We start from the raw sequence: 23,053 nt of genomic DNA on the forward strand, positions 1-23,053 counted from the left end.
CCGGCAACGGGCCGGCCCAGATCAACACGGCTGAGGACAACGGCACCCTCTTCACGGTCATGAACGGCGCGTTGCAGCGTGTGGTGTCATCGGCCGGACCCTGATCCGATATGCCGTGTTCATTCGGATGAAACGTCTGTACCGCCTCATATCGGCTAACCCGCTGTTCACGGGGATGGCTCGATCTTCTCGATCGTTGATGCAAGGCGGGTGGTCGTGTGCGCGCGACGCACGGACTGCGGGTGCTGTCGGTCTACGAGGGCTTCTTCTCCGGAGGCGCCCGGATCGTGCACAGCGACGTCGTACTGGGACTGGCCGAGGGCGGCCAGTCCCACCGGGTGCTGAGCATCCATGGCGAGGTCCGCCGCGAGGCCACCCGGCAGCGCATGGAGGACGACGCCTGCTACCGGGCGCTGACGGCCGCCGGGGTCGGCGTCACCTCGCTGGGCCGCAGCGCCGGGCTGGTGGACGGGGCGCTGGCGGCGAACGTTTTCAGCGGCCCGGAGATGGCCGAAACAGCCCGTGCGATGGCGGGCGCGGACGTCGTCCTCTCCCTGAAGGAGCAGCCGCTGGCGCTGGTGAACCAGGCCGGTCTGCCCCGCCGCCCGGTCGTGGTCGGCCTGCACCGCTCCGACCCGGAGAACCAGGGGCCCGCACTGGACGAACTGAAGGCTTCCATCGCGGACGGCACGGTCGTGGCGTGCGTGTGCTGCGCGGAGTCGACCCGGGCGGCGTACGAGGCGGCGGGCATCCCGGCCGCCCTGCTGCACGTGATCCCGAACGGGGTGGACCTGCTCCGCTTCCGCCCGGACCCGGCGGCGCGCCTCGCCTTCCGGGCGTCCCTGGGGATCGGCGCCCAGGCCCCGGTGATCGTCTTCGCGGCACGGTACGCGCCGATGAAGAACGTCCCGCTCCTCCTCGCCGCCGCTCGCGCCTGGCTGGCCCGCGAACCCGAGGGCCACGTGCTGATGTGCGGGGCGGGCATGACCGGCGAGAACCCCGCCCTGCGGGCCGACGTCGAGGTGGCGTTCGGCGCGGACCGGCACCTCGCGCAGCGGATCGGGCTCCTCGGGGTCCGGCACGACATGCAGGCCGTGTACGCCGGTGCCGACGTCGTCGCCCTGACCTCCGTCGTGGGCGAGGCGGCTCCGCTGTGCCTGATCGAGGGCATGATGTGCGGCGCGGTCCCGGTGACGACCGACGTCGGCGACAGCGCGTCGATCGTCGAGGGCCTCGGCTTCGTCACCCCGCCGGACCCGGCCGCGATCGCCCTGGCCTGGTCCGCCGCGATCGCGTCCCGCGCGGAGCTGGGGGCGGCGCTGGACCTGAGCCGGGAGCGCTTCAGCCGGACGAGGATGATCGCGGCCTATGCCACGCTGCTGGACGAGGTCTACGCCTCACACGTCGGCGGCCGGCGGATCGTCGAGCTGTAGCCCGCCCGGCCACGGTTCAGGAGACCCGGTCGAGGGCCGGGAAGTAGCCGTGCGCCTGGCCCGGGGCCGTCGGGTGGTACGACTCGGTCAGCGCGAACGGGTCGACGCTGCGCAGCCAGGGGTCGCGGGAGCAGATCTCGTGGCCGGCGAAGGCGGCCCTGACGTCGGCGAAGGCGAACCCGTGGCCGGTCGCCCGCCCGGCGATCACGGCGTCGAGACGGTCCACGGCACTGTCGATGGCGGCACGCTCGGCGTCCTGGAGGCCGCCGCGGCAGGTGCCCCTGAGGTGGTACAGGTGCGGATAGCCGAGCACCACGACGTGCGCGGCGGGAGCCCGGTCCCGGATGGCCGAGTAGAGCCGGTCCAGGCTGCGCGGGAGGGCGCGCGCCATGATGGTGCGCGCCTGGGAGACGGCCGTGAGACAGGGGACGGGGCCGCCCAGCGCACAGATCGCCATCGCGGAGCCGAAGCCCACGTCGCTGCCGCCGACGGTGAGCGTGACCAGCCGGGTGCGGGGGCCGAGCGCGCCGAGCTGTCCGCCGAGGACGTCGCCGACCTTGGCGCCGTTGCACGCGGGGAAGGCGAAGGCCGCCGTGTGGTGCGCCGCCGCCCACAGCATCGGGTACGACCGGCTGCTGCGCTTGCACTCCTTGCGGCCGGGGAGGTAGTCGCCGGCGCCGACGCCGGAGGAGTAGGAGTCGCCGAGGGCCACGTAGCCCGGGGCCGGCGTCCGGGGCGCGCCCTGCGCCGAGGCGGGGGCGGTGGCGAGGCAGGCCGTGGCGAGCACGAGGGCGGAGCAGCATGCGGCCATCCGGGTGTGTCGCATACGTCCCGGTGTACCGCGGCCGAGGCCGGCACCGCCCGCCGGCCTCGGCCGGTCGGGTGAGAGCGGAGCGTCACGGAACGCCGAGGAGGGGCCACCGGAATCCGTCCGGTGGCCCCTCCTCTCCCCTCCTGCCTCCCCCGTCGGCGCTCCTTCGGTCCGTCACTACCGGGGGAGCACCACGACATACGCGGCCGGGTCGCGGTCGGCGGACGCCATCAGGGCCGTACGGACCACCGTCGCCTGCTGCTCCGGCGACTCGCGGAGCTTCCTCGGCGTGACGTACACGACCGTGATCCCGAGGCGTTCCAGGTGCTCGCGCTTGCGGGTGTACTCCGAGCAGAGCGTGTCGTCGTCCTGGCGGGGCGCCCTGGTGTCCAGCTCGACCGCCACCGCCTGGTCGGGCCAGTACGCGTCCAGGCCACCGAGGTGCGGGCCGCCGGGCAGGCGCAGGTCGACGTTCCAGACCGGGTCGGGCAGGGCGTGGTCGCGGACCATCCGGTACAGGCGGTCCTCGGCGATCGAACGGCCCTCCGCCAGCAGCGAGTCCACGGCGTCGATCACATGGGGGAGGTTCAGCAGCTTCGCCTGGGTCAACTCCCGTACCACGGCCGCGGGTTCGCAGTGGCCGCCGCGCACGGCCTCGGTCAGCAGCCGCCGTACCGTCTGCCCGTCGGTCAGCTCGGTGACCGCGTCCGCCAGGGCCCGGGGCACCGGCGCCACCGGCAGGCCCGTCACCGTGCGGGGTGTGGGCAGGGCGGGGGTGCGCAGGATGCGCACGTAGCCCGCGGAGCGCAGTCGGCGCTTGCGCGGGACGAGGACCTGCACGTGGTCCAGGGAGGTGAGCGGCGGAGTGGCCGAGAAGCCGTACAGGGCCAGCGCGGCGAGACCGGTGATCATCACCTCGGGGTAGGCCGGACGGTGGGCGTCCTCCGCCGTCGGCTGGGACGGGACGGCCGGCGTCTTCTCGGGCGCGTCCTCGCGGGCCGCGTACAGCAGGGCGCCGTGCAGCCACTCCTCGCCCGTGGGCGGGCCGGGGTGGAGCAGGACCACGTGGGGGAGCAGTTGTTGCCAGGGGCCGCCGGGGCGGCATTGCTCGTTCAGCTCGGCCGCCGTCACGCCGTGGGCGCGCAGCCGGCCCGCCGTCATGACGCGGCGGTGGGCCTGGGAGAGATGGCGGAGGGGGCGGGGGGAGAGCGGGGTGTTGTGCGTCATGGCGTCGGGATTCCCGCGTCTCGTCCCCCCTTTAACCGCTGTTACACGGCCGTTGAAGAATACGGACAAGCCGGGACTAAAGGTCAGGTGTTCGGGTGCCGAATAGGCAGCGAAAACCCCTGGTCCGAATGGGGGCGGACCAGGGGTTACGGCTACGGCTGACCGGATTTCGTAACGGTCACCTGCCGGGCAGGCTCAGGCCAAGGCTCAGCGGGTGCCGGCCGCCGCGTCGCACTCCTGTGCGCGCAGCGCCCGCGCCAGGTCGTCCCGCGCCTCCAGGACGAGCCGGCGCAGCGCCGGGGCCGCGTCCCGGTGCTCCTGAAGCCAGGCGTCCGTCGCCGCCAGCGTTTCCGGCCGGTCCTGGAGCGCCGGGAACAGGCCCCGTACGACGTCCATGCCGATCTGGATCGACCGCTCCCGCCACACCCGCTCGATCGCCGCGAAGTACTTCTCGGCGTACGGCGCGGTCAGCTCCCGCTGCGAGGCCTGGTCGAAGCCCGCGATCGTCGCCTCCACCAGCGCGTTCGACAGCGCGTCGGACTCCACGACCTGCGCCCATGCCTGCGCCTTGACCGCCGCCGAGGGGCGGGCCGCGAGGCAGCGGACCTGGTGGCGCTTGCCGGACGCCGTGTCGTCGCGGGCCAGTTCGGCCGCCAGCGCCGACTCGTCCGCCACGCCGTGCGCGGCCAGCGGCTCCAGGAACGCCCAGCGCAGCTCCTGGTCCATCTCCAGGCCGTCGATCGTCGTCGTGCCGTCGAGCAGCCCGGTCAGCAGCTCGAACGCCTCCGGCGCGTCGGCCACACGCGCGTGGAAACGTGCCCACGCCAGCTGGTGCTCACTGCCCGGCTCGGCGGCGTGCAGCTCGGCCGAGGCGCCCCGGCACAGCTCCCGCCCCGCCTCCGCGCGCCGCTCGGGCGCGGTGTAGTGCACCGCCGCCGACTCCGCCCACGCGTGCAGCATCTGGAGCACGCCGATGTCGGACTCCCGGCCCGCGAACCTCAGCACCAGCGCGATGAAGTCCCGGGCGGGCAGCAGCGCGTCCCGCGTCATGTTCCACAGCGCCGACCAGCACAGCGCCCGCGCCAGCGGGTCCGTCAGCTCGCCCAGCCGGGCGCGCAGGGTGTCCAGCGAGGCCGCGTCGAAGCGGATCTTGCAGTACGTCAGGTCGTCGTCGTTGACCAGGACCAGGTCCGGCGCGTCGGCGCCCGCCAGCTCCGCGACGACCGTGCGCGGGCCCTGCACGTCGGTCTCCACGCGCGCGTACCGCTCAAGCGCGCCCTCGGCCGTACGCCGGTACAGCCCCACCGCGACCCGGTGCGGCCGCAGCTCGGGGTGGGCCTCGGGCGCCTCCTGCACCACCGCGAGCTCAACGACGCGGGAGTCTTCGAGCAGCACCTGCGGGGTCAGCGAGTTGACCCCGGCCGTCTGGAGCCAGGAGCGCGCCCACGCCGACATGTCCCGGCCGCTGGTCTCGCCGAGCGCCGACAGCAGGTCGCCGAGGCGCGTGTTGCCGTACGCGTGCCGCTTGAAGTAGCGGCGGGCGCCCTCCAGGAACGCGTCCTGGCCGACGTACGCCACCAGCTGCTTGAGCACCGAGGCGCCCTTGGCGTACGTGATGCCGTCGAAGTTCAGCTTGGCGTCCTCCAGGTCACGGATGTCCGCCGTGATCGGGTGCGTGGAGGGCAGCTGGTCCGCGCGGTACGCCCACGCCTTGCGGCGGTTGGCGAAGGTGATCCAGGCGCCGGTGAAACGGGTCGCGCCGACGTTCCCGAACGAGCCCATGAAGTCCGCGAAGGACTCCTTCAGCCACAGGTCGTCCCACCACTCCATGGTGACCAGGTCGCCGAACCACATGTGCGCCATCTCGTGCAGGATGACGTTGGCCCGCGCCTCGTACGACGCCTGCGTCACCTTGCCGCGGAAGATGTACTCCTCGCGGAAGGTCACCAGACCGGGGTTCTCCATCGCGCCCAGGTTGTACTCGGGCACGAACGCCTGGTCGTACTTCCCGAACGGGTACGGGTAGTCGAAGTGGTCGTGGAAGAAGTCCAGGCCCTGCTTGGTGATCAGGAAGACGTCGTCGGCGTCGAAGTGCGGGGCGAGCCCCTTGCGGCACATCGCGCCGAGCGGGATCTCCAGCTTGGAGCCGTCCTCGAAGGTGCGCGTGTAGGAGTCGGTCACGTAGTGGTACGGCCCCGCCACCACGCAGGTGATGTACGTCGAGATCGGCCTGGTCTCGGCGAACTTCCAGACGCCGTCGGCCAGTTCGCCCGCGCCGTTGCTCCACACCGTCCAGCCCTCGGGGGCCCGGACCTCGAAGCGGAACGGCGCCTTCAGGTCCGGCTGCTCGAAGTTCGCGAACACCCGCCGGGAGTCGGCCGGCTCGTACTGCGTGTAGAGGTAGACCTCGCCGTCCTCGGGGTCGACGAAGCGGTGCAGGCCCTCGCCGGTGCGGGAGTAGGCGCACCGGGCGTCCACCACCAGCTCGTTCTCCGCCGCCAGGTCCTCCAGGAGGATCCGCGCGCCGTCGAAGACCTCGCCCGGGTCCAGGTCGCGTCCGTTGAGCGACACCGACGTCACGCCCGGCGCGATCAGGTCGGCGAAGCTCGCGGCGCCCGGCTCGGTGCAGCGGAAGCGGATCGTGGTCACCGAGCGGAACGTGCGCGGCGCTCCGCCCTCGGACTCTCCGTCGCCGACGGCGGACCGCAGGTCCAGGGACACGTCGTACCCGTCGACCGACAGCAGGGCGGCCCGCTCCCGGGCCTCGTCGCGGGACAGATTCTCACCGGGCACGGGCGGCACTCCTTGGCTGGTGTTCGGTATGTGGACAGGCCGATCCTGCCACGTGCCCCGACCGGGTCAGCAGGGAATGGCAGCGCGACCGGTGGCGTTCACGCGGAAAAGGTTCCTCGTGAGGAGAGACATGTCGGACAAGACTCCTGTCGACTTCTGGTTCGACCCGCTGTGCCCCTGGGCCTGGATGACCTCCCGCTGGGTGCTGGAGGTGGAGAAGGTCCGGGACATCGAGGTCCGCTGGCACCTGATGAGCCTCGGCATCCTCAACGAGAACAGGCTCGACGAGCTGCCCGAGGAGTACCGGGAGCTGCTGGAGACCAAGGCGTGGGGCCCGGTCCGCGTCGTCATCGCGGCCCAGCAGGAGCACGGCCCGCAGGTGCTCGGCGACCTCTACACCGCGCTCGGCACCCGCATCCACAACCGGGAGGAGGGCCCGGAGAAGTCGACGGTGGCGGCCGCCCTGAAGGACGTCGGGCTGCCCGACTCCCTCATGGACCACTGGGACTCGACCCCCTACGAGGCCGAGCTGCGCGCCTCCCACAAGGAGGGCATCGACAAGGTCGGCCAGGACGTCGGCACCCCGGTCATCGCGGTCCCGGGCCCCGACGGCGAGCAGATCGCCTTCTTCGGCCCCGTCGTCACCCCGGCCCCCAAGGGCGAGGAGGCGGCCCGGCTGTGGGACGGCACCCTCGCCGTGGCATCGGTGCCGGGCTTCTACGAGATCAAGCGGACCCGCACCAAGGGCCCGGACTTCAGCAACCTGTAGGCCACGACGGAAGACCCCCGCGAGTCACGTCCTCGCGGGGGTCTCCTTCTTTCCGCCTGCCGTCGTGAAGGGTGAGAAGACGATCACGAGGCAGGACGTTCTGGGGCCTGTGGGGCCTCCGGGCCTCAGGGGGCGAGCAGCAGCACGTTCGCGCGGGACTTCGCGGCCTCGTAACGGCGGGCCACGTCCTGCCAGTTGACGACGGCCCACATGGCCTCGACGAAGTCGGCCTTCTGGTTGCGGTACTGGAGGTAGAAGGCGTGCTCCCAGGCGTCGAAGACCAGGACCGGGGTCGAGCCCTGGCCGACGTTGCCCTGGTGGTCGTAGACCTGCTCGACGACCAGCCGCCCGCTCAGCGGCTCGTACGCCAGCACGCCCCAGCCGGAGCCCTGGGTGGTGGCCGCGGCCTTGGACAACTGGGTCCTGAACGCGGCGAAGGACCCGAACGACTCCTTGATCGCCTCGGCCAGCTCGCCCACCCCGTCGGCCGCGAGCGGCTCGCCGCCGCCGTCCTTCGGGCCGGTCATGTTCTGCCAGTAGATGCTGTGCAGGATGTGCCCGGAGAGGTGGAAGGCCAGGTTCTTCTCCAGCCCGTTGACCGAGCCCCAGCTCTCCTTGTCCCGCGCCTCGGCCAGCTGCTCCAGCGTGTCGTTGGCGCCCTTCACATAGGCCGCGTGGTGCTTGTCGTGGTGCAGCTCGATGATCTCCGGGCTGATCACGGGGGCGAGCGCGGAGTAGTCGTACGGCAGGTCGGGCAGCGTGTAGACGGGCATGGGTGATCCCCTCCGGAACCTTATTGCAAAGTACTTGCAAGTGCAGGCTAGCAACAAGAGTGCCGGGGCAACAGAAAGGCCCCCGCGTGTCGAACGCGGGGGCCTTCGCGGGCGGGCGGAGGCGTCAGCCGGTCTTGGCCCGTATCTTCTGGCGGCCGTAGCCCACGGCCGCCAGTACCGCCGTCATGCCGCCGGTGAAGTACAGCTGGACGCGGGTGTCCGCCTCGCGCGCCATCAGGACGAAGATCGCGGCCATGCCGGCCAGGGCGACCCAGGTGAGGACGGGGAACGCCCACATGCGCACGACCAGCTTCTCGGGGCTCTCGCGCTCGATGCGGCGGCGCAGCAGCAGCTGGGAGACGGCGATGAAGATCCAGACGACCAGGATGACCGCGCCGATCATGTTCAGCAGCCACTTGAAGATGTCGTTCGGCCGCCAGTAGCTGAGCAGCACGCACACGAAGCCCAGCACGGAGGAGGTCAGCACCGCGACGCGCGGGACGCCGCCGGACAGCTTCGCCAGCACCTTCGGACCCTGGCCGCGGTCGACCAGGGAGTAGGCGATGCGTGAGGCGCCGTAGATGTTGGCGTTCATCGCGGAGAGCAGGGCGACCAGGACGACCACGTTCATCAGCCGGCCCGCGCCGGGGATGCCCAGGTGGTCGAGCGTGGCGACGTAGGGGCCCTCGGAGACGACCGCCCCGGAGTTCCAAGGGACCAGGGTGACCACGACCGCCATCGAGCCGATGTAGAACAGGGCGATGCGCCACATCGCCGTACGGACGGCGGACGCCACGCCCCGTACCGGGTTCTCCGACTCGGCCGCCGCGATGGTGACCGTCTCCAGGCCGCCGTAGGCGAAGACGGACGCGAGCAGGCCGATGATCAGGCCGTTGCTGCCGTGCGGGAAGAAGTCGGACAGGTTCGAGGTGCCGGGCGCGTCCGTGCCGGGCAGGACGCCGGTGATGGCCAGCACGCCGAGGATCAGGAAGAGGGAGATCGCGCCGACCTTCAGGGTGGCGAACCAGAACTCGAACTCGCCGAAGTTCTTCACGGCGGCCAGGTTCGTCCCGCAGAAGACGACCATGAACAGCGCCACCCACAGCCACTCGGGCGTGCCGGGCAGCCAGCCGGAGACGATGTGGGCCGCGCCGATGCCCTCCAGTCCGACGGCCGTGCACAGCAGGATCCAGAACGACCAGCCGGCGGTGAAGCCCGCCCACGGGCCGATCGCCCGCTCGGCGTGCGCCGAGAAGGAGCCCGAGGACGGGTAGGCGGCCGACATCTCGCCCAGCATCCGCATCACCAGCATCACCAGCAGGCCGGAGACCGTGTAGGCGATGATGATGGACGGCCCGGCGGCGGCGATGCCCGCACCGGAGCCGACGAACAGGCCCGCGCCGATCACCCCGCCGAGGGCGATCATCGACAGATGGCGCTGTTTGAGGCCGTGCGAAAGAGAGGCGCCACCCTGCTGCTGTTGCTGGGGCGGCGTCTTCGTCGTCGGTTCCGGTGCGGGCATGGGCGCGGCTCTCCCCCTGCAATGGGCGGGCAAAAACCCCGCCAGTGTGGGCGGCCCGTCCGCTCAGGCCAACGGGCTGCCCACTATCCGGACATCCGGCGTACGCAGGGTGAACGGACGGTTACGCGACCGCGAGTACCGGCGTGTAGTGAGCGGCGTCGCCCTCGATCGAGTAGCTCTCCTTCCCCTCGACACCGACCGGGACGTCACCGGCGACGGTCACCCGGTGCAGCCGGCGCGGCCGGCCGTCGTAGTTGTCGATGGCGTAGTGCTGGGTGATCCGGTTGTCGAACAGGACCAGCTCGTTCTCCGCCCAGCGGTGCCGCAGGATGTTCTCGGGGCGGGTGACGTACGCCTGGAGCAGGTCGAGCACCGTGCGGGACTCGCCGACGGACAGGCCCACGATCCGCTGCGCGAACCCGCCGATGAACAGGCCGCGCTCGCCGGTCAGCGGGTGGACGCGGACCACGGGGTGGGCGGTGCGGTACGTGATGGACGTGAACTCGGCGCGCTGGGCGGCCTTCTCCTCGTCGACGTCCTCGTCCGGCACCGCGTAGTCGTAGTCGTTGGTGTGCTCGGCCCACAGGGTGTCGGCGAGGCGGCGCAGCGGCTCGGGCAGGTCGCGGTAGGCGGCCGCCGCGTTCGCGATCAGGGTCTCGCCGCCGTACGGCGGGATCGTGATCGAGCGCAGGGTGCTGGCCTGCGGCGGGTTGAGGACGAAGGTGACGTCGGTGTGCCAGTGGTTGGCCCGGCCCCGCTCGCTGTCCACGGGCAGCACGTTCGGCGCGCCGTCGACCGCGCCGACCGTCGGGTGGGCGGTGGTCAGGTCCCCGAAGTGCCGGGCGAAGGCCTGCTGGCCGGCGTCGTCGAGGCCGCCCGCGTCGAAGACGAGCGCCTTGTGGGCGTTCAGCGCCTCACGGATCGCGGTGACCTCCTCCGGGGCGAGGGGCCGGGTGATGTCGACGCCCGAGACACGGGCGCCGATGCGGGCGGTGACCTTGGTGATCTGGAGGGACATGGAGGTTCCTTTCGGATGTCAGGCGAGGGCGGGAGCGGGGGTCAGGTACTGGTTGGCGGGGCGCGGCAGGCCGTAGCGCTCACGGAGGGTCTGCCGGGGGCCGTACTCGCCGCGGAACAGACCTCGGGCGCGCAGGATCGGTACGACGTGCTCGACGAAGGCGTCCAGGCCGGAGGGCAGCACCGGGGGCATGATGTTGAAGCCGTCGGCGGCGCCCTGCGTGAACCAGGTCCCGATCCGGTCGGCGACCTGCTCGGGCGTGCCGGCGAAGGTGAGGTGCCCGCGCCCGCCGCCGAGCCGTCCGATCAGCTGACGGACGGTGAGCCGCTCGCGCCGGGCCAGTTCGACCACGAGCGTGTAGCGGCTCCTGGCGCCCTCGATCGCGGACTCGGGCGGCAGATCGGCGGGCAGCGAGCCGTCCAACCGAAGTGCTCCGGAGGGGAGTTGCAGCAGCCGCTCCAGCCGTGCCACCCCGTGGTCGTACACGATGTGGTCCTCCAGCAGCCGCTCGGCCGCCCGCGCCTCCGCCTCCGTCGAGCCGAGGACGGGCACGATCCCGGGCAGCACCTTGAGGTGCCCGGGATCGCGGCCCGCCTGCTCCGTCCGGGACTTGAGGTCGGCGTAGAAGGCCTGCGCGTCGGCGAGGGTCTGCTGCGCGGTGAAGACCGCCTCCGCGTACCGGGCCGCGAACGCCTTGCCGTCCTCGCTCGACCCCGCCTGCACGAGCAGGGGGTAACCCTGGGGTGAGCGCGGGACGTTGAGGGCGCCGGCGACGCTGAAGTACGGGCCCTGGTGCGCGGGCGGATGGATCTTGCTGTCGTCGCCCCAGACGCCGGCCGCCTTGTCGGCGACGATCGCGTCGTCCTCCCAGCTGTCCCACAGCTTCAGCGCCACGTCGAGGAACTCGGCGGCGCGGGCGTACCGTTCGGCGTGCGCGGGCTCCGCGTCCAGCCCGAAGTTGCGGGCAGCCTCCGCTCCCGCCGTGGTGACGATGTTCCACCCGGCCCGGCCGCCGCTGATGATGTCCAGCGAGGCGAACTTCCGGGCCAGGTTGTAGGGGGAGTTGTAGGAGGTGGAGGCGGTGGCGATCAGGCCGATGTGTTCGGTCGCCGTCGCCAGCGCCGTCAGCAGCGTCAGCGGTTCCAGGGCGCCGGCCGGGCGCTGGGCGAGGTCGCCCCACAGCTGGGGGCCGTCGGCGAGGAAGAGCGAGTCGAAGGTGCCGCGCTCGGCGGCCTGGGCGAGCCGTACGTGGTGCCGGAGGTCGACGTGCGCGTACGGGTCGCTCTCCGGCAGCCGCCACGATGCCTCGTGGTGGCCGGTGTTCATCAGGAACGCGTTCAGGTGGAGCTTTCTGTCGGTCATCGGTGGTCCTCCGTGACGCCCAGGGCGGCCAGCAGCCGCTCGCGGTACTCGCCCAGGACCGGCTCGCGGTACGAGCGCGGATGGGGGTGGTCGATGGTCAGGTCGAGGCCGATGCGGCCCCGGTCGAGGACGAGGACCCGGTCGGCGAGCACGATCGCCTCGTCCACGTCGTGGGTGACCAGCAGCACGGACGGCCGGTGCCGCTGCCACAGGTCGCGCAGCAGGGCGTGCATCCTGATCCGGGTCAGCGCGTCCAGCGCGCCGAACGGCTCGTCGGCCAGGAGCAGTTCGGGCTCGCGGACCAGGGAGCGGGCGAGCGCGGCCCGCTGGGCCTCGCCGCCGGACAGCTCGCCCGGCCAGGCCCGCTCGCGCCCTTCGAGCCCGACCTCCGCCAGCGCGGCCCGGCCCCGTTCCGCGGCGTCCCTGCCGTCGGCGCCCAGCAGCACGTTGTCCAGCACCCGGCGCCAGGGCAGCAGCCGGGAGTCCTGGAAGACGACCGACACCCGCTCCGGCGCCGTCAGCCGCCCGCCGCCCGCGACCCCGTGGTCCAGCCCGGCGATCGCCCGCAGCAGCGTGGACTTGCCCGAGCCGCTGTGCCCGAGCAGGGCCGTGAACTGTCCGGCGGGCAGTTCGAGATCGATGCCGTCGAGGACCGTGCGCCCGCCGAACGACCGGGTCAGGTCAGCGAGTTGTACGGCGGGACGGGTCAGCTGCTCAGTGTGCGGCGCCATGACAGCACCCTCCGTTCGACGAGTCGGACCGCGCTGTCGGAGACCAGGCCGAAGACGCCGTAGATCAGCAGCCCGACCAGGATCACGTCGGTCTGCCCGTAGTTCTGCGCCTGGAACATCAGGTAGCCGAGGCCGCTGGTGGCGTTGATCTGCTCCAGCACCACCAGGCCCAGCCAGGAGCCGGTCACCCCGAGCCGGAGTCCCACGAAGAATCCGGGCAGCGCACCGGGGATCACCACCTGGCGGACGAAGGCGAGCCTCGACAGGCCCTGCACCTCGGCGAGTTCGACGTACCGGCTGTCGATGCCCGCCAGCGCGGCATGGGTGTTCAGATAGACCGGGACGTAGACGACGATCGCGATGATCGCGATCTTGAAGGTCTCCCCGATGCCCAGCCAGAGGATGAACAGCGGGATCAGCCCGAGGGTCGGGATCGCCCGGTTGAGCTGCACCGTCCCGTCGATCAGCGCCTCTCCGGTCCGGCTGAGCCCGGCGGCGAGCGCGAGCAGTACGCCCGCCGTGAGCCCGATCGCGAAGCCGTACGCGGCCCGCTTCAGGGAGGTCAGGACGTCGGTGGACAGCGTGCCGTCGGTCCACAGGTGAGCGGCCGTCCGCAGCACCGTCCAGGGGGCCGGTACGGCACTCGTGTCGAGGGTCCCCGCGGCCGACGCGGCGGCCCAGAGCACCAGGACGAGCAGGGGGCCGGCCAGCCGGGCGGCGGGCAGCCGGCGGCCAGGGGAGAGCCGGCGGCGCCGCCGGACCTCGGGCAGTTCTCCGGCCCGGGCCGCCGGGACGGCGGTCGTCGTGGTCACGGCGGTCATTTCCGGTACTCCTCGGGTACGGCCTTGGCGGCGATCGACTCGAAGCGGTGGTCGAAGAGCGAGGAGACGTCGAACTTCCTCACGAACCCGCCCTCGGCGAGCAGGTCGGCGGTCTCCTGCTCCCACGTGATCGCCTCGTCCCAACGGGGCGGGAACAGCGGCTTGTTGGCGAGCCTGGTGATGCCCTGTGCCTGCTGGAGGGTCAGGTTCTGGGTCCTGACGTAGAACTCCTCGTTCCATTCGTCGGGGTGCTCGTACGACCACACCTGGCCCTTCGCCCACCGCGGGATGTAGGCGGCGACCGCGGCGGCCTTCGCGGGGTCGTTCAGCACGGACTGCGGGGCCCACAGCAGGTTCAGCAGGTCGACGACGTCCGTGTCGACGGCGCGGGCACCCTTGGGGCCGTACTGCTTCAGGTAGGCGGGGGCCTGGCTGATGGCGAGCGGGGCCACGTCGACCTGCCCGGACTGCAGGGCGGTGAAGAACTGGTTGCTGGTCAGCGGGACCAGCTTCACCTCGCCGTACGCCAGGCCCGCCTGCTTCAGCGCGCGCAGCAGGACGACGCCCTGCGCCTGGCCCTGCGAGAAGGCGAGCCGCTTGCCCTTGAAGTCGTCGACGGTGCGGATGTCGCTGCCGGGCCTGGTGGCGAAGAGGTAGTTCGGCCTACGGGTGAGGTCGATCGCCACGATCTTCGCGGCGTAGCCCTGGTAGTGCGCCTGGATCGGCGGAATGCCCGCGTTGTTCGCGAGGTCGAGGGACTTCGCGCGGAAGGCGTTGATGACGTCCGGACCGGCGCCGATGTTCAGCCAGTTCGACACCGTGAAGGGCGGCGCGGGCAGCTTCGCCAGCCGGGCCTGGAGCTGCTGCTGGCCCAGATAGTCGCTGATCTTCAGGCTGGTCCCGGCCGGGACCCTGTCGGCGAGCGGCCTGGTGGCGGCGCCCGCGGTGTCGGCGGAGGCATCGCCCTTGGCACAGCCGCTGAGGCCTGCCACGGCCGCGGACGCGCCCAGCACGGAGGAGAGAAAGACACGACGGTGCATGGGAGAACTCCCAGGGGGAAAAGGGGAAACGCGGCAGGAATTCCGGGAAGGCAGGCAGGAACGAGAAAGACTCAGGCAGCGGAGAAGCTCACGCGACAGGAAGGCTCACGCAGCGGGAAACACGCGCTTCATGCGCGGCAATGTGTCAGCAACAGAGGGTGCGACAGCTCCTGAGCGGGTCCATGACCAGCATGTTCCCGGCCACGATCGCCCCCTGTCAACATTCCGAGTTTCTGAATTAAATACCCTCAGGTGACGCGCCCAGCGGATCACGGAACAGCACGTCCAGCACCACCGAACCGCCTGCCACGGCCAGCACGGAATCCGGGAAACTCGTCGGCAGAACGGCCGCCGTACGACGTATTCCGGCCGCTTCTCTGAGTGCGGCGAGGCAGTCCTCGAAGTGGATGACCCCGACCTCGGTGACGACGACCGTCTCCGGATTGAGCACGTCCAGCAGCAGCCCGGCCGCCCGCCCCGTCATCCGGGCCCGCTCCACCAGCAGCCGCCGCGCCACCGTGTCCCCGGCCGCCGCCGCGGCCACCACGTGCGTCGGGTTCGCCGAGTCGATCACCCCGGCCGCGCGGGCCCGCCGGCACAGCGTCCGCTCGCTCAGCTCCGCCTGGAGGCAGCCGGTGCGGCCGCACGGGCAGGGCTCGGTGCCGCCCGGCAGCGGCAGATGCGCGATCGCCCCGGCCGCCGAACGCGGCCCGTGGTGCACCTCGTCATGGGTGGCGAAGGCCGCGTCGACCACGTTGCCCACGAACAGATGCAGCACGCTCCCGCTGCCCCGGGCCCGCCCGAACAGCCGCTCCCCGTTCACCAACGCCCGCGCGTGCCCGTCCACATGGACCGGGAGCCCGGTGCGCGCGCCGAGCAGCTCCCGCACCGGCACCTCCCGCCAGCCCAGCAGCTCGTGCTCGACCACGGTGCCCGTCGCCCGGTCCACCCAGCCGCCGACGGCCACCCCGACCCCGAGCGCCCGCCGGCCCGGTACCCCGGCCAGCAGCCCCGCGAGCCCCTCGGCGGCCCGCGCCAACACCGGGCCGGGCTCGGTGCGTTCGTGCTTCAGCTCGCGTCGGGCCACCACCCTGCCGCGCAGGTCCAGCAGGGCGACCGTGGTGTACGGCACGGCCACATGCACCCCGCCGACCAGGAACCCGGTGTCGTCCAGATCGACGGGGACATGCGGCCGGCCGACCCCGTTCGAGCGGCGCGGCGCGGCGGACTCACGGATCAGGCCGAGGCCGGCGAGCCGGGCACAGTGCTCGGTCACCGACGCCGGCGACAACCCGGTCAGCCGGGCGACGGTGCTGCGCGCCACCGGTCCGTGCTCCAGCACGGAGCGCAGGACGACGCTGGCGCTGGTACGCCGCCGGTCGCTGTCGGCGGCACGCGGAACGGGCGAGCGCGCAGCGGGTGAGTCGAGGGTGGACACCGCGGTACGGGGCATGGAGGACCGTCCTCGGGAACGGGGGCCGACACGTCGCGGGAGGGCGGGGCGTGCCGGGCGCGCCCCTAACCCGGGCGGCGACAGGTGGCCGTGCCCTGGCGTCGCAGGTCGACATAGCGACGCGACGTGAAGTACCGGGCCTGGGCAACCATGTGAGCGAAGCTAGCAAAACGCCCCCGCGCTGCCCAGAGCACGACCGACGGGCGAGACGGGCCCCGCCGGGGCGCCGGGACTTCGGCGTATCGGCCGGGCCTTTGGCGGGAACCCACAGTCCCGGTCCGCCGTGGGGAAGTGAGCCGGGCATCTCCACCTCAGTGACCGGCATCACGCCGTACCCGGTGTAACCCACATCCTTTGTACGGAGCCCACCAATGCCCGGCGGGGGCCTTTGTCGACCGATGACGGTGATCGACGCGAGCGGCGCGGTATAGCGTCACGATGTTCCCGCCTGCCCGCCCACTCACTCACCCGCGGAGTCCCCATGAGCACCGCCACCGCCCTCGCCCGCCCCGGCGCCGTACTCGCCGACCTGCTTCCCGCGTCCCGTGTCCGCGACGCGGCCCTCGTCGTCGGCGGCGCCGTCCTCACCGGCATCGCCGCCCAGGTGGCCGTCCCGGTGCCGCACTCCCCGGTGCCGGTGACCGGCCAGACCTTCGCCGCGCTGCTCGTCGGCACCGCGCTCGGCGCCCGCCGCGGCTTCCTCTCCCTCGCTCTCTACGCGCTCGCCGGTGTGGCCGGGGTGCCGTGGTTCGCGGACGGCGCCTCCGGTGCCGGCATGGTCTCCTTCGGCTACGTCCTCGGCCTGCTGCTCGCCTCGGCCGCCGTCGGCGCCCTGGCCCGGCGCGGCGCCGACCGCTCCCCGCTGCGCATGGCGGGCACGATGGTCCTCGGCGAGGCGATCATCTACGCCGTCGGCGTGCCCTACCTGGCCCTGGCGGCCCACCTCTCCCTCTCCCAGGCCGTCGCCGCCGGCCTCACCCCCTTCCTGATCGGCGACGCTCTCAAGGCCGCCCTGGCGATGGGCGTGCTGCCCACCGCCTGGAAGGTCGTCAACAAGCAGCGCTGACGCCGTGGTTCCTGCGGAAGAGGTTCGCCGGGTTGTGGTCCGCCTCCGCCCGGGCGAGCCTCTTTCGCGTCTCCGGTCCGTACGGTCCCGCGCTGTCGCCCTAGGAGGCGTGCGGGAAGTCCGGGCCGCGGGGTCGACGCTGAGCCGGCCCAGGTGCCGCGTCGTCACCAGCAGCCCGCCCTCGAACCGGGCTGTTGGTCGTGGAACGCAGTGTGGCCGCACAACCTGACAGGTGGCGTCAGGTCATGCGGCCAGGTACCGGATCTTTGCGCGGTGCGTCAGCCGGTGGTGACCTTCTCGGTCTCCTCGACGGCGGCGACCGGGGCGCGGCCGGCCTCGAGCTTCTGCTTCACCACGGCGATCACGACCACGAGCGCCGCCACGCCCAACGACAGCAGCACGGTGGTACGGCCGCTGCTCTCGCCCTTGGTGTCGGTCAGCATGTAACCGAGGACGAAGACGATGAAGGCGGCCGTGATCCAGGTCAGGTACGGATACAGCCACATCCTCACGACGAGCTTCTCCGGCGCCTCCCGCTGGATGATCTTCCGCAGCCGCAGCTGCGAGAAGCAGATGACCAGCCACACGAACAGGGCCACCGCACCCGAGGAGTTGACGAGGAAGAGGAAGACGGTGTCCGGGTAGGCGTAGTTGAAGAAGACCGCCACGAAGCCGAAGACGACCGACGCCAGGATCGCCGCCATCGGCACACCGCGCGCGGTGGTGCGGGCGAACGCCTTCGGCGCGTCACCGCGCTCACCCAGCGAGAACGCCATGCGGGAGGCGGTGTAGAGGCCGGAGTTGAGGCAGGACAGCACCGCCGTCAGCACGACGACGTCCATGATCTGGCCGGCGTGCGCGATCCCGAGGGAGTTCAGCGCGGCGACGTACGAGCCCTGCTTCTCGAGGGACGGGTCGTTCCACGGCAGCAGCGAGACCACGACGAGGATCGAGCCGAGGTAGAAGACGCCGATACGCCAGATGATGCTGTTGGTGGCCTTGGTGACCGCGCGCTGCGGGTCCTCCGACTCGCCGGCCGCCAGGGTGGCGATCTCGCTGCCCATGAACGAGAAGACGACCAGCAGCACACCCGTGAGGATCGTGCCCGGACCGTGCGGCAGGAAGCCGCCGTGGCTGGTGAGGTTCCCGAAGGACGCCTTGTCGGTGTGCACGCCCGGCAGTACGCCGAACACGGCCAGCAGGCCGATGACGATGAACGCGCCGATCGCCACGACCTTGATGCCGGCGAACCAGAACTCGAACTCGCCGTAGGAGCCGACGGAGACCAGGTTGGTCGCGGTCAGCACGGCCATCACGATGAGCGCCCAGCCCCATTGCGGTACGCCCGGCACCCAGCCCGCGAGGATCTTGGCGCCCGCGGTGCCCTCGACGGCCAGTACGACGACCCAGAAGAACCAGTAGAGCCAGCCGATGGAGAAGCCGGCCCAGCGGCCCAGTGCACGGTCGGCGTGCGCGGAGAAGGAGCCGGAGGTGGGGTTCGCCGCGGACATCTCGCCCAGCATCCGCATCACGAGGACGACGAGGGTGCCGACGAGCGCGTACGACAGGAGGATGCCGGGTCCCGCGGTCGCGATACCGGAGCTGGAGCCGACGAAGAGGCCGGCCCCGATGACGCCGCCGACCGCGATCATCGTCAGGTGGCGGTTCTTGAGTCCTGCTTGGAGGCCCGAACCAGGGGTCATGGACGGTTTCCTTTACGCCAGGTGTGGAGCACATTCGCACGAGGGGTGTACGAGCCGGACCAGTGAATCCGAGGTGAACGGATTCGGGAACCTCCGAAACGGGATCGTTACTTGAGGTTCCCTTGAGGTTCTATGGTTTTGCTCACACATTTCGGACAGAGCGGGGGTCGGGTCCGGGCCGCGTCCGGCTCGCGTTCCGGTCGGATTCGGGGTCCGTCGGGAGCCCCGGCACCCGGGGCTGCTGCCCCGCATGGGTCATGTCACACTCGTGGCATGCGCGTGTACCTCGGCTCCGACCATGCGGGCTACGAACTCAAGAACCACCTCGTCGACTGGCTCAAGGCGGCGGGGCACGAGCCCGTCGACTGCGGGCCGCACATCTACGACGCCCAGGACGACTACCCGCCCTTCTGCCTCCGCGCGGCGGAGCGTACGGCCGCGGACCCCGAGGCCCTCGGCATCGTGATCGGCGGCTCCGGCAACGGTGAGCAGATCGCCGCGAACAAGGTCAAGGGCGTGCGGGCGGCACTGGCCTGGAGCGAGGAGACCGCGTCGCTGGGCCGCCAGCACAACAACGCCAACGTGGTGGCCGTGGGCGCGCGCATGCACACGCGGGACGAGGCGACGAAGTTCGTCGAGACCTTCCTCGGCACCCCGTTCTCGGGCGACGAGCGCCACATCCGCCGCATCGACATGCTGTCGGCCTACGAGACGACCGGCGACCTGCCCCCGATCCCGGCCCACCACCCCCAGCAGTAGGGACCCCGGGGGCATTGCGCCCCCGGCCCTCCGTCCTGCCCGAAAGGACAGCTCAGCCTTGCCGGAAGGGCACACCATTCACCGGCTGGCCCAGGACTACGCCGAGCGTTTCCGGGGCACCGCCCCGCGGGTGACCAGCCCCCAGGGCAAGTTCTCCGACGCCGCCGCCCTGCTGGACCGAGCCACGCTGACGGCCACCGAGGCCCACGGCAAGCACCTCTTCCTCCGCTTCCGGGACACCGACTGGGTCCACATCCACCTCGGCCTCTTCGGCAAGGTCGGCTTCGGTGACACCCCCGCACCCCCGCCGGCCGACACCGTCCGGCTCCGGCTCGTCAACGACACCGCCTACGTCGACCTGCGCGGGCCGACCACCTGTGCGCTGATCACGGACGCCGAGAAGGACGCCGTGCACGACCGCCTCGGCCCCGACCCGCTGCGCGAGGACGCCGACCCGAGCGCGGTGTACCGCCGTGTCTCCCGCAGCCGTACGACGATCGCCGCCCTGCTCATGGACCAGAAGATCGTCGCGGGCGTGGGCAACGTCTACCGCGCCGAGGTCCTCTTCCGGCACGGCATCGACCCGTACCGCGCGGGCCGGGACATCACCCCGGCGCAGTGGGACGCCGTCTGGGGCGACCTCGTCGCGCTGATGCGCGAAGGCGTGCGGAACAACCGCATCGACACCGTCCGGCCCGAGCACACCCCCGAGGCCATGGGCCGCCCGCCGCGCGTGGACGACCACGGCGGCGAGGTGTACGTCTACCGCCGCGCCGCCCAGGCCTGCCACATCTGCGGCGACGAGATCCGCACCGCCGGCCTCGCCGCCCGCAACCTCTTCTGGTGCCCCACCTGCCAGAAGCCCTGAACCGGGCAGCGGCGTCAGAAACCGTGCGGCAGCCACGGCGGCACCGGTGAGCCGAACGCCACCGACGCCTCCGTGAGCGCTCCCGGACGCAGCTCCGCCACCCGCCCGGCGCGCGCGAGCGACAGCAGGCTCACCCCGCCGAGGTAGGCCGCCCCCAACTCCCGTACCGACAGGGCGAGATCGGCCGCGTCCGTGGTCCGCTCGCAGGACGCGCCCTTCGGGTCGCCGGTGAGCCGCAGCCGGCCCGCGTTCCAGGGACAGAAGGTGTCCTCGACGTCGAGCACGACGTCCACCGGGGTCTGGTACGTGCGGGCGGCGAGGGCCGCGGCGACATCGACCAGGCGGACGTGTCCGGAGTCCCGCAGCCGCGGGCGGCAGCGGCGGATGTCGCTCACCAGGTGCTGCCAGGCGTCGTCCACGGGGCGCCCGTGCAGGCTCAGCGTCGACATCAGGTCGATGCCGAAGAGGAAGCGCCACAGCGCCGCGTCCGTCGCCGGGTCCAGCGCGGCCAGGTCCTCCAGCTTCACCGTGCCGTCGTGCCCGTCCGGCCCCCAGCCGAGCTTGGTGCGGTACCGGGCGTACCCCGTGACCTGCCCCTTCCGCTCCGCGACCACGCACTGGAGCGCCGACGCGCCCTCCCGCTCACTGTCCGGGTCCAGCAGACCCACCCGCTCCCAGCCCGGCTGCCGGGCCAGCATCCCGGGCCGGCCCGGCACCAGGGCCGCGTACACCGCCTCGCACGCGTCGAGCACCTCGGCGGGCTCCGCGTACCGCACCCGTACGTCGTCCGCGCCTGCGGGCAGCGCGAGCGAGACCCGGCGCGTGTCGATCTCGGCCGTCAGCTGGGAGGCCGCCGCGCCGTAGCCGAAGCGGCCGTAGATGGCCGGCTCGGACGCGAACAGCACCGCCAGGGGCTCGCCCAGCTCGCGCACGTCCTCCAGCTGCCGGCGCATCATCGAGGTCAGCACCCCCCGCCGCCGGTGCGTGGCCGCCACGCTCACCATGGTCACGCCGGCCGCCGGGACCCCGGCACCGCCCGGCACGGTCATCCGGAAGCTGAACGCCCCGGCCGTCCCGACGATCTCGTCCCCGTCCAGGGCGGCCAGCGAGCGGTCGAACTCCGTGAGGGAACGGTCCAGTTCGCGCTCCTCGGCCGCGGCGACCCCGCCGAAGGCCCGCACCAGCCCGTCCCACCAGCGGTCGAAGTCCTCCGGCCGCAGCACCGTCAACCCGGTCGTGTGATCTGTCCGCGCTGTCCCCATGGCCCATGCCTATCAAGGCGGCCCGGGCCGGGCCAGCGAATTTGCCCGGGGCGGGAGCGCGGCGGCCGCGCGTGCCGTTCACTGTGAGGACCAACTGCGCGGAGGAGCCCCGGAAGAGCACCGGAAGAGCCTCGGAGAAGCCCCGGAGGGGGGACAAGTGGGACCTCCCGTGCCAAGCAACCGGTCCGATGGATAGGGTCGCGAACTAATGGCAGCAGGACGAGAGCGGCGCGCGAAGGCCGAGACGTTCACGGCCCGGTGGAAGATGCAGTGGCACCGGGTCCGCACCGGCCTGCGCAGAAGCGCCGTGGACTACTTCCGCGGCGACGGCTCGGACTGGATCGCGTTCGCCGGCCTGCTGCTGACCATCCCGGTCCTCATGGCCATGACCCTGGTCGACTCGGTGTGGTGTTCCCCGGCCACGCTGGTGCTGCCGATCGTCGCGGGCGGCCTGCTGCTGCGCCCGGCGAGCCTGCTCGGACTGTACGCGGCCGGGGCGACCGCCCTGATCGTGGAGTCGGTCCGCCTGGGCCCGTACACGGAGGGGCCGTCACGTGTCACCCCGGGAGTGGTCCTGGTGGTCGCGGCCTGCGGCTTCTTCGGCCTGCTCACGGCCCAGTTCCGCAGCCGGGTCGGCGTGCCCTGGCGGCGCGGCGGCACCATGCTGTTCGACCTGCGCGAGCGGATCCGGGTACAGAGCAAGCTGCCGAAGCTGCCGCAGGGCTGGCACCACGAGATGGCGCTGCGGCCGGCCGGCGGGCAGTCCTTCTCCGGCGACTTCGTCGTCGCGGCCCGTACGAACGGCGGCCGCACCCTGGAGGTCGTGCTCACGGACGTCTCCGGCAAGGGCATGGACGCGGGCTCGCGCGCCCTCCTTCTGTCGGGCGCCTTCGGCGGCCTGCTCGGCTCCCTGCCCCCGCACGCCTTCCTCCCCGCCGCGAACGGCTACCTCCTCCGCCAGGACTGGGACGAGGGCTTCGCCACCTCCATCCACCTCGTCCTCGACCTCGACTCCGGGGACTACGAGCTCTACACCGCCGGCCATCCGCCGGGCCTCCAGCTCAGCGCGGGCAGCGGCCGCTGGGAGGAGAAGGCCGCCGAGGGCCCGCTGCTCGGGGTGTACGACGGCGCGCAGTTCGACCCCGTGAAGGGCTCGCTGCGCCCGGGCGACGTCCTGATGCTCTTCACCGACGGCCTGGTGGAGACCTCCGACCGGGACATCGTCGAGGGCATGGACCGCCTCACCGGCGAGGCCGACCGCTACGTCGCCGGCGGCTTCCACGGCGCCGCCTGGCATCTGATCGAGGCCGTCGCCAAGGACGTCAACGACGACCGGGCCCTGCTCCTGATCTGCCGTCAGTCGACGCCCTCGCCGCAACCGGCGCTCCACTGATCCACCCCCTCCGTGCCCTGCCGGCGGAGCACGGAAGCTCTGGGCAGCCACCCCACGCGGCAGCCGAGTCGTCGCGCGGGGGCCCGGTGCGGTACGCGAGGCATCGGCGGGTGCGCTGTGTGGCGGGTGAGGAGCCGGGGGCGGTTCCGTCGGGGATGGGGGGAGGCGTGGTGCTGGTTCTTCTGGGCGGGCGGGAGGCCGGGCGGGCGACGTGCGGGGCATGCGGGGCGTCGGGCGGCGGCCTCGTGG

The 23,053-nt window shown here is 72.0% G+C and carries 19 protein-coding genes; 6 read left to right on the top strand and 13 right to left on the bottom strand.

The annotated features are described in order from the left end of the window. Positions 1-242: 242 nt before the first annotated feature. On the top strand, positions 243-1,433 hold the full coding sequence (locus BIV25_RS39800; RefSeq protein WP_071377462.1) for a glycosyltransferase: 1,191 nt from the start codon (positions 243-245) through the stop codon (positions 1,431-1,433). A 16-nt stretch (positions 1,434-1,449) separates the two neighbouring features. On the opposite strand, the gene BIV25_RS39805 is transcribed toward BIV25_RS39800, so the two are convergent. The 3 genes from BIV25_RS39805 to pepN form a co-directional block, all read right to left on the bottom strand. Continuing rightward, a complete protein-coding gene (locus BIV25_RS39805) occupies positions 1,450-2,259 on the bottom strand; it encodes an SGNH/GDSL hydrolase family protein (protein ID WP_071377442.1) in 810 nt (269 codons plus the stop codon). 162 nt (positions 2,260-2,421) lie between these two features. After that, positions 2,422-3,471 carry a hypothetical protein gene (locus BIV25_RS39810; protein WP_071377443.1) on the bottom strand — a complete coding sequence of 350 codons (1,050 nt, stop codon included), beginning with the start codon at positions 3,469-3,471 and terminating at the stop codon, positions 2,422-2,424. Between the two features lie 207 nt (positions 3,472-3,678). Then, the gene (pepN, locus tag BIV25_RS39815) at positions 3,679-6,264 is read right to left on the bottom strand and encodes an aminopeptidase N (RefSeq protein WP_071377444.1); all 2,586 of its coding nucleotides are present in this window, start codon (positions 6,262-6,264) and stop codon (positions 3,679-3,681) included. A gap of 130 nt (positions 6,265-6,394) precedes the next feature. On the opposite strand from pepN, the gene BIV25_RS39820 reads away from it, so the two are divergent. Further along, entirely contained in the window at positions 6,395-7,033 is a 639-nt protein-coding gene (locus BIV25_RS39820; RefSeq protein WP_071377445.1) for a DsbA family protein, read from the top strand. A gap of 125 nt (positions 7,034-7,158) precedes the next feature. On the opposite strand, the gene BIV25_RS39825 is transcribed toward BIV25_RS39820, so the two are convergent. From BIV25_RS39825 to BIV25_RS39860, 8 genes are all read right to left on the bottom strand, one after another. Then, positions 7,159-7,806: a superoxide dismutase gene (locus BIV25_RS39825; protein ID WP_071377446.1), complete on the bottom strand. Its 648-nt coding sequence runs from the start codon at positions 7,804-7,806 to the stop codon at positions 7,159-7,161. A 124-nt stretch (positions 7,807-7,930) separates the two neighbouring features. After that, positions 7,931-9,328 (bottom strand): amino acid permease, encoded by a 1,398-nt coding sequence (locus tag BIV25_RS39830; protein ID WP_071377447.1) that lies wholly within the window; start codon positions 9,326-9,328, stop codon positions 7,931-7,933. A gap of 121 nt (positions 9,329-9,449) precedes the next feature. Then, positions 9,450-10,346, bottom strand: coding sequence for a TauD/TfdA family dioxygenase (locus tag BIV25_RS39835; RefSeq protein ID WP_071377448.1), 897 nt, complete (start codon positions 10,344-10,346; stop codon positions 9,450-9,452). Between the two features lie 18 nt (positions 10,347-10,364). Further along, positions 10,365-11,708: an LLM class flavin-dependent oxidoreductase gene (locus BIV25_RS39840; RefSeq protein WP_071377449.1), complete on the bottom strand. Its 1,344-nt coding sequence runs from the start codon at positions 11,706-11,708 to the stop codon at positions 10,365-10,367. Further along, positions 11,705-12,439 (bottom strand): ABC transporter ATP-binding protein, encoded by a 735-nt coding sequence (locus BIV25_RS39845; RefSeq protein ID WP_071377450.1) that lies wholly within the window; start codon positions 12,437-12,439, stop codon positions 11,705-11,707. Before BIV25_RS39845 ends, BIV25_RS39840 begins: the two co-directional genes overlap by 4 nt. After that, positions 12,415-13,260, bottom strand: a complete 846-nt coding sequence (locus BIV25_RS39850; protein WP_071377451.1) for an ABC transporter permease — start codon at positions 13,258-13,260, stop codon at positions 12,415-12,417. Before BIV25_RS39850 ends, BIV25_RS39845 begins: the two co-directional genes overlap by 25 nt. Further along, complete coding sequence (locus BIV25_RS39855; protein WP_071377452.1) at positions 13,257-14,300, bottom strand: ABC transporter substrate-binding protein; 1,044 nt, start codon at positions 14,298-14,300, stop codon at positions 13,257-13,259. The genes BIV25_RS39850 and BIV25_RS39855 overlap by 4 nt, the downstream gene beginning before the upstream one ends. Before the next feature lie 238 nt (positions 14,301-14,538). Further along, the gene (locus tag BIV25_RS39860) at positions 14,539-15,753 is read right to left on the bottom strand and encodes an ROK family protein (RefSeq protein WP_071377453.1); all 1,215 of its coding nucleotides are present in this window, start codon (positions 15,751-15,753) and stop codon (positions 14,539-14,541) included. 481 nt (positions 15,754-16,234) lie between these two features. Between BIV25_RS39860 and BIV25_RS39865 the strand changes: the two genes are divergently transcribed. Next, positions 16,235-16,819 carry a biotin transporter BioY gene (locus BIV25_RS39865; RefSeq protein WP_071377454.1) on the top strand — a complete coding sequence of 195 codons (585 nt, stop codon included), beginning with the start codon at positions 16,235-16,237 and terminating at the stop codon, positions 16,817-16,819. A gap of 278 nt (positions 16,820-17,097) precedes the next feature. Here the strand turns inward: BIV25_RS39865 and BIV25_RS39870 are convergent, their stop codons facing one another. Beyond that, positions 17,098-18,522, bottom strand: a complete 1,425-nt coding sequence (locus tag BIV25_RS39870) for an amino acid permease (protein WP_071377455.1) — start codon at positions 18,520-18,522, stop codon at positions 17,098-17,100. Positions 18,523-18,795: 273 nt separating this feature from the next. On the opposite strand from BIV25_RS39870, the gene BIV25_RS39875 reads away from it, so the two are divergent. Next, positions 18,796-19,281, top strand: coding sequence for a ribose-5-phosphate isomerase (locus BIV25_RS39875; RefSeq protein WP_071377456.1), 486 nt, complete (start codon positions 18,796-18,798; stop codon positions 19,279-19,281). A gap of 58 nt (positions 19,282-19,339) precedes the next feature. Beyond that, a complete protein-coding gene (locus BIV25_RS39880) occupies positions 19,340-20,149 on the top strand; it encodes an Fpg/Nei family DNA glycosylase (protein ID WP_071377457.1) in 810 nt (269 codons plus the stop codon). 14 nt (positions 20,150-20,163) lie between these two features. On the opposite strand, the gene BIV25_RS39885 is transcribed toward BIV25_RS39880, so the two are convergent. After that, positions 20,164-21,411 carry a GNAT family N-acetyltransferase gene (locus BIV25_RS39885; RefSeq protein WP_071377458.1) on the bottom strand — a complete coding sequence of 416 codons (1,248 nt, stop codon included), beginning with the start codon at positions 21,409-21,411 and terminating at the stop codon, positions 20,164-20,166. 208 nt (positions 21,412-21,619) lie between these two features. On the opposite strand from BIV25_RS39885, the gene BIV25_RS39890 reads away from it, so the two are divergent. After that, positions 21,620-22,804: a PP2C family protein-serine/threonine phosphatase gene (locus tag BIV25_RS39890; RefSeq protein ID WP_071377459.1), complete on the top strand. Its 1,185-nt coding sequence runs from the start codon at positions 21,620-21,622 to the stop codon at positions 22,802-22,804. Positions 22,805-23,053: the final 249 nt, after the last annotated feature.

The sequence above is a fragment of the Streptomyces sp. MUSC 14 genome (assembly GCF_001866675.1).
In the GTDB taxonomy this organism is placed as follows: Bacteria; Actinomycetota; Actinomycetes; order Streptomycetales; family Streptomycetaceae; genus Streptomyces.

Bases quoted from the DNA above. Each gene is read 5' to 3' on its own strand.
- BIV25_RS39805 (WP_071377442.1), bottom strand. From the start codon at position 2,259: ATGCGACACACCCGGATGGCCGCATGCTGCTCCGCCCTCGTGCTCGCC.
- BIV25_RS39810 (WP_071377443.1), bottom strand. From the start codon at position 3,471: ATGACGCACAACACCCCGCTCTCCCCCCGCCCCCTCCGCCATCTCTCC.
- BIV25_RS39820 (WP_071377445.1), top strand. From the start codon at position 6,395: ATGTCGGACAAGACTCCTGTCGACTTCTGGTTCGACCCGCTGTGCCCC.
- BIV25_RS39825 (WP_071377446.1), bottom strand. From the start codon at position 7,806: ATGCCCGTCTACACGCTGCCCGACCTGCCGTACGACTACTCCGCGCTC.
- BIV25_RS39830 (WP_071377447.1), bottom strand. From the start codon at position 9,328: ATGCCCGCACCGGAACCGACGACGAAGACGCCGCCCCAGCAACAGCAG.
- BIV25_RS39835 (WP_071377448.1), bottom strand. From the start codon at position 10,346: ATGTCCCTCCAGATCACCAAGGTCACCGCCCGCATCGGCGCCCGTGTC.
- BIV25_RS39840 (WP_071377449.1), bottom strand. From the start codon at position 11,708: ATGACCGACAGAAAGCTCCACCTGAACGCGTTCCTGATGAACACCGGC.
- BIV25_RS39845 (WP_071377450.1), bottom strand. From the start codon at position 12,439: ATGGCGCCGCACACTGAGCAGCTGACCCGTCCCGCCGTACAACTCGCT.
- BIV25_RS39850 (WP_071377451.1), bottom strand. From the start codon at position 13,260: ATGACCGCCGTGACCACGACGACCGCCGTCCCGGCGGCCCGGGCCGGA.
- BIV25_RS39855 (WP_071377452.1), bottom strand. From the start codon at position 14,300: ATGCACCGTCGTGTCTTTCTCTCCTCCGTGCTGGGCGCGTCCGCGGCC.
- BIV25_RS39860 (WP_071377453.1), bottom strand. From the start codon at position 15,753: ATGCCCCGTACCGCGGTGTCCACCCTCGACTCACCCGCTGCGCGCTCG.
- BIV25_RS39865 (WP_071377454.1), top strand. From the start codon at position 16,235: ATGAGCACCGCCACCGCCCTCGCCCGCCCCGGCGCCGTACTCGCCGAC.
- BIV25_RS39870 (WP_071377455.1), bottom strand. From the start codon at position 18,522: ATGACCCCTGGTTCGGGCCTCCAAGCAGGACTCAAGAACCGCCACCTG.
- BIV25_RS39875 (WP_071377456.1), top strand. From the start codon at position 18,796: ATGCGCGTGTACCTCGGCTCCGACCATGCGGGCTACGAACTCAAGAAC.
- BIV25_RS39885 (WP_071377458.1), bottom strand. From the start codon at position 21,411: ATGGGGACAGCGCGGACAGATCACACGACCGGGTTGACGGTGCTGCGG.
- BIV25_RS39890 (WP_071377459.1), top strand. From the start codon at position 21,620: ATGGCAGCAGGACGAGAGCGGCGCGCGAAGGCCGAGACGTTCACGGCC.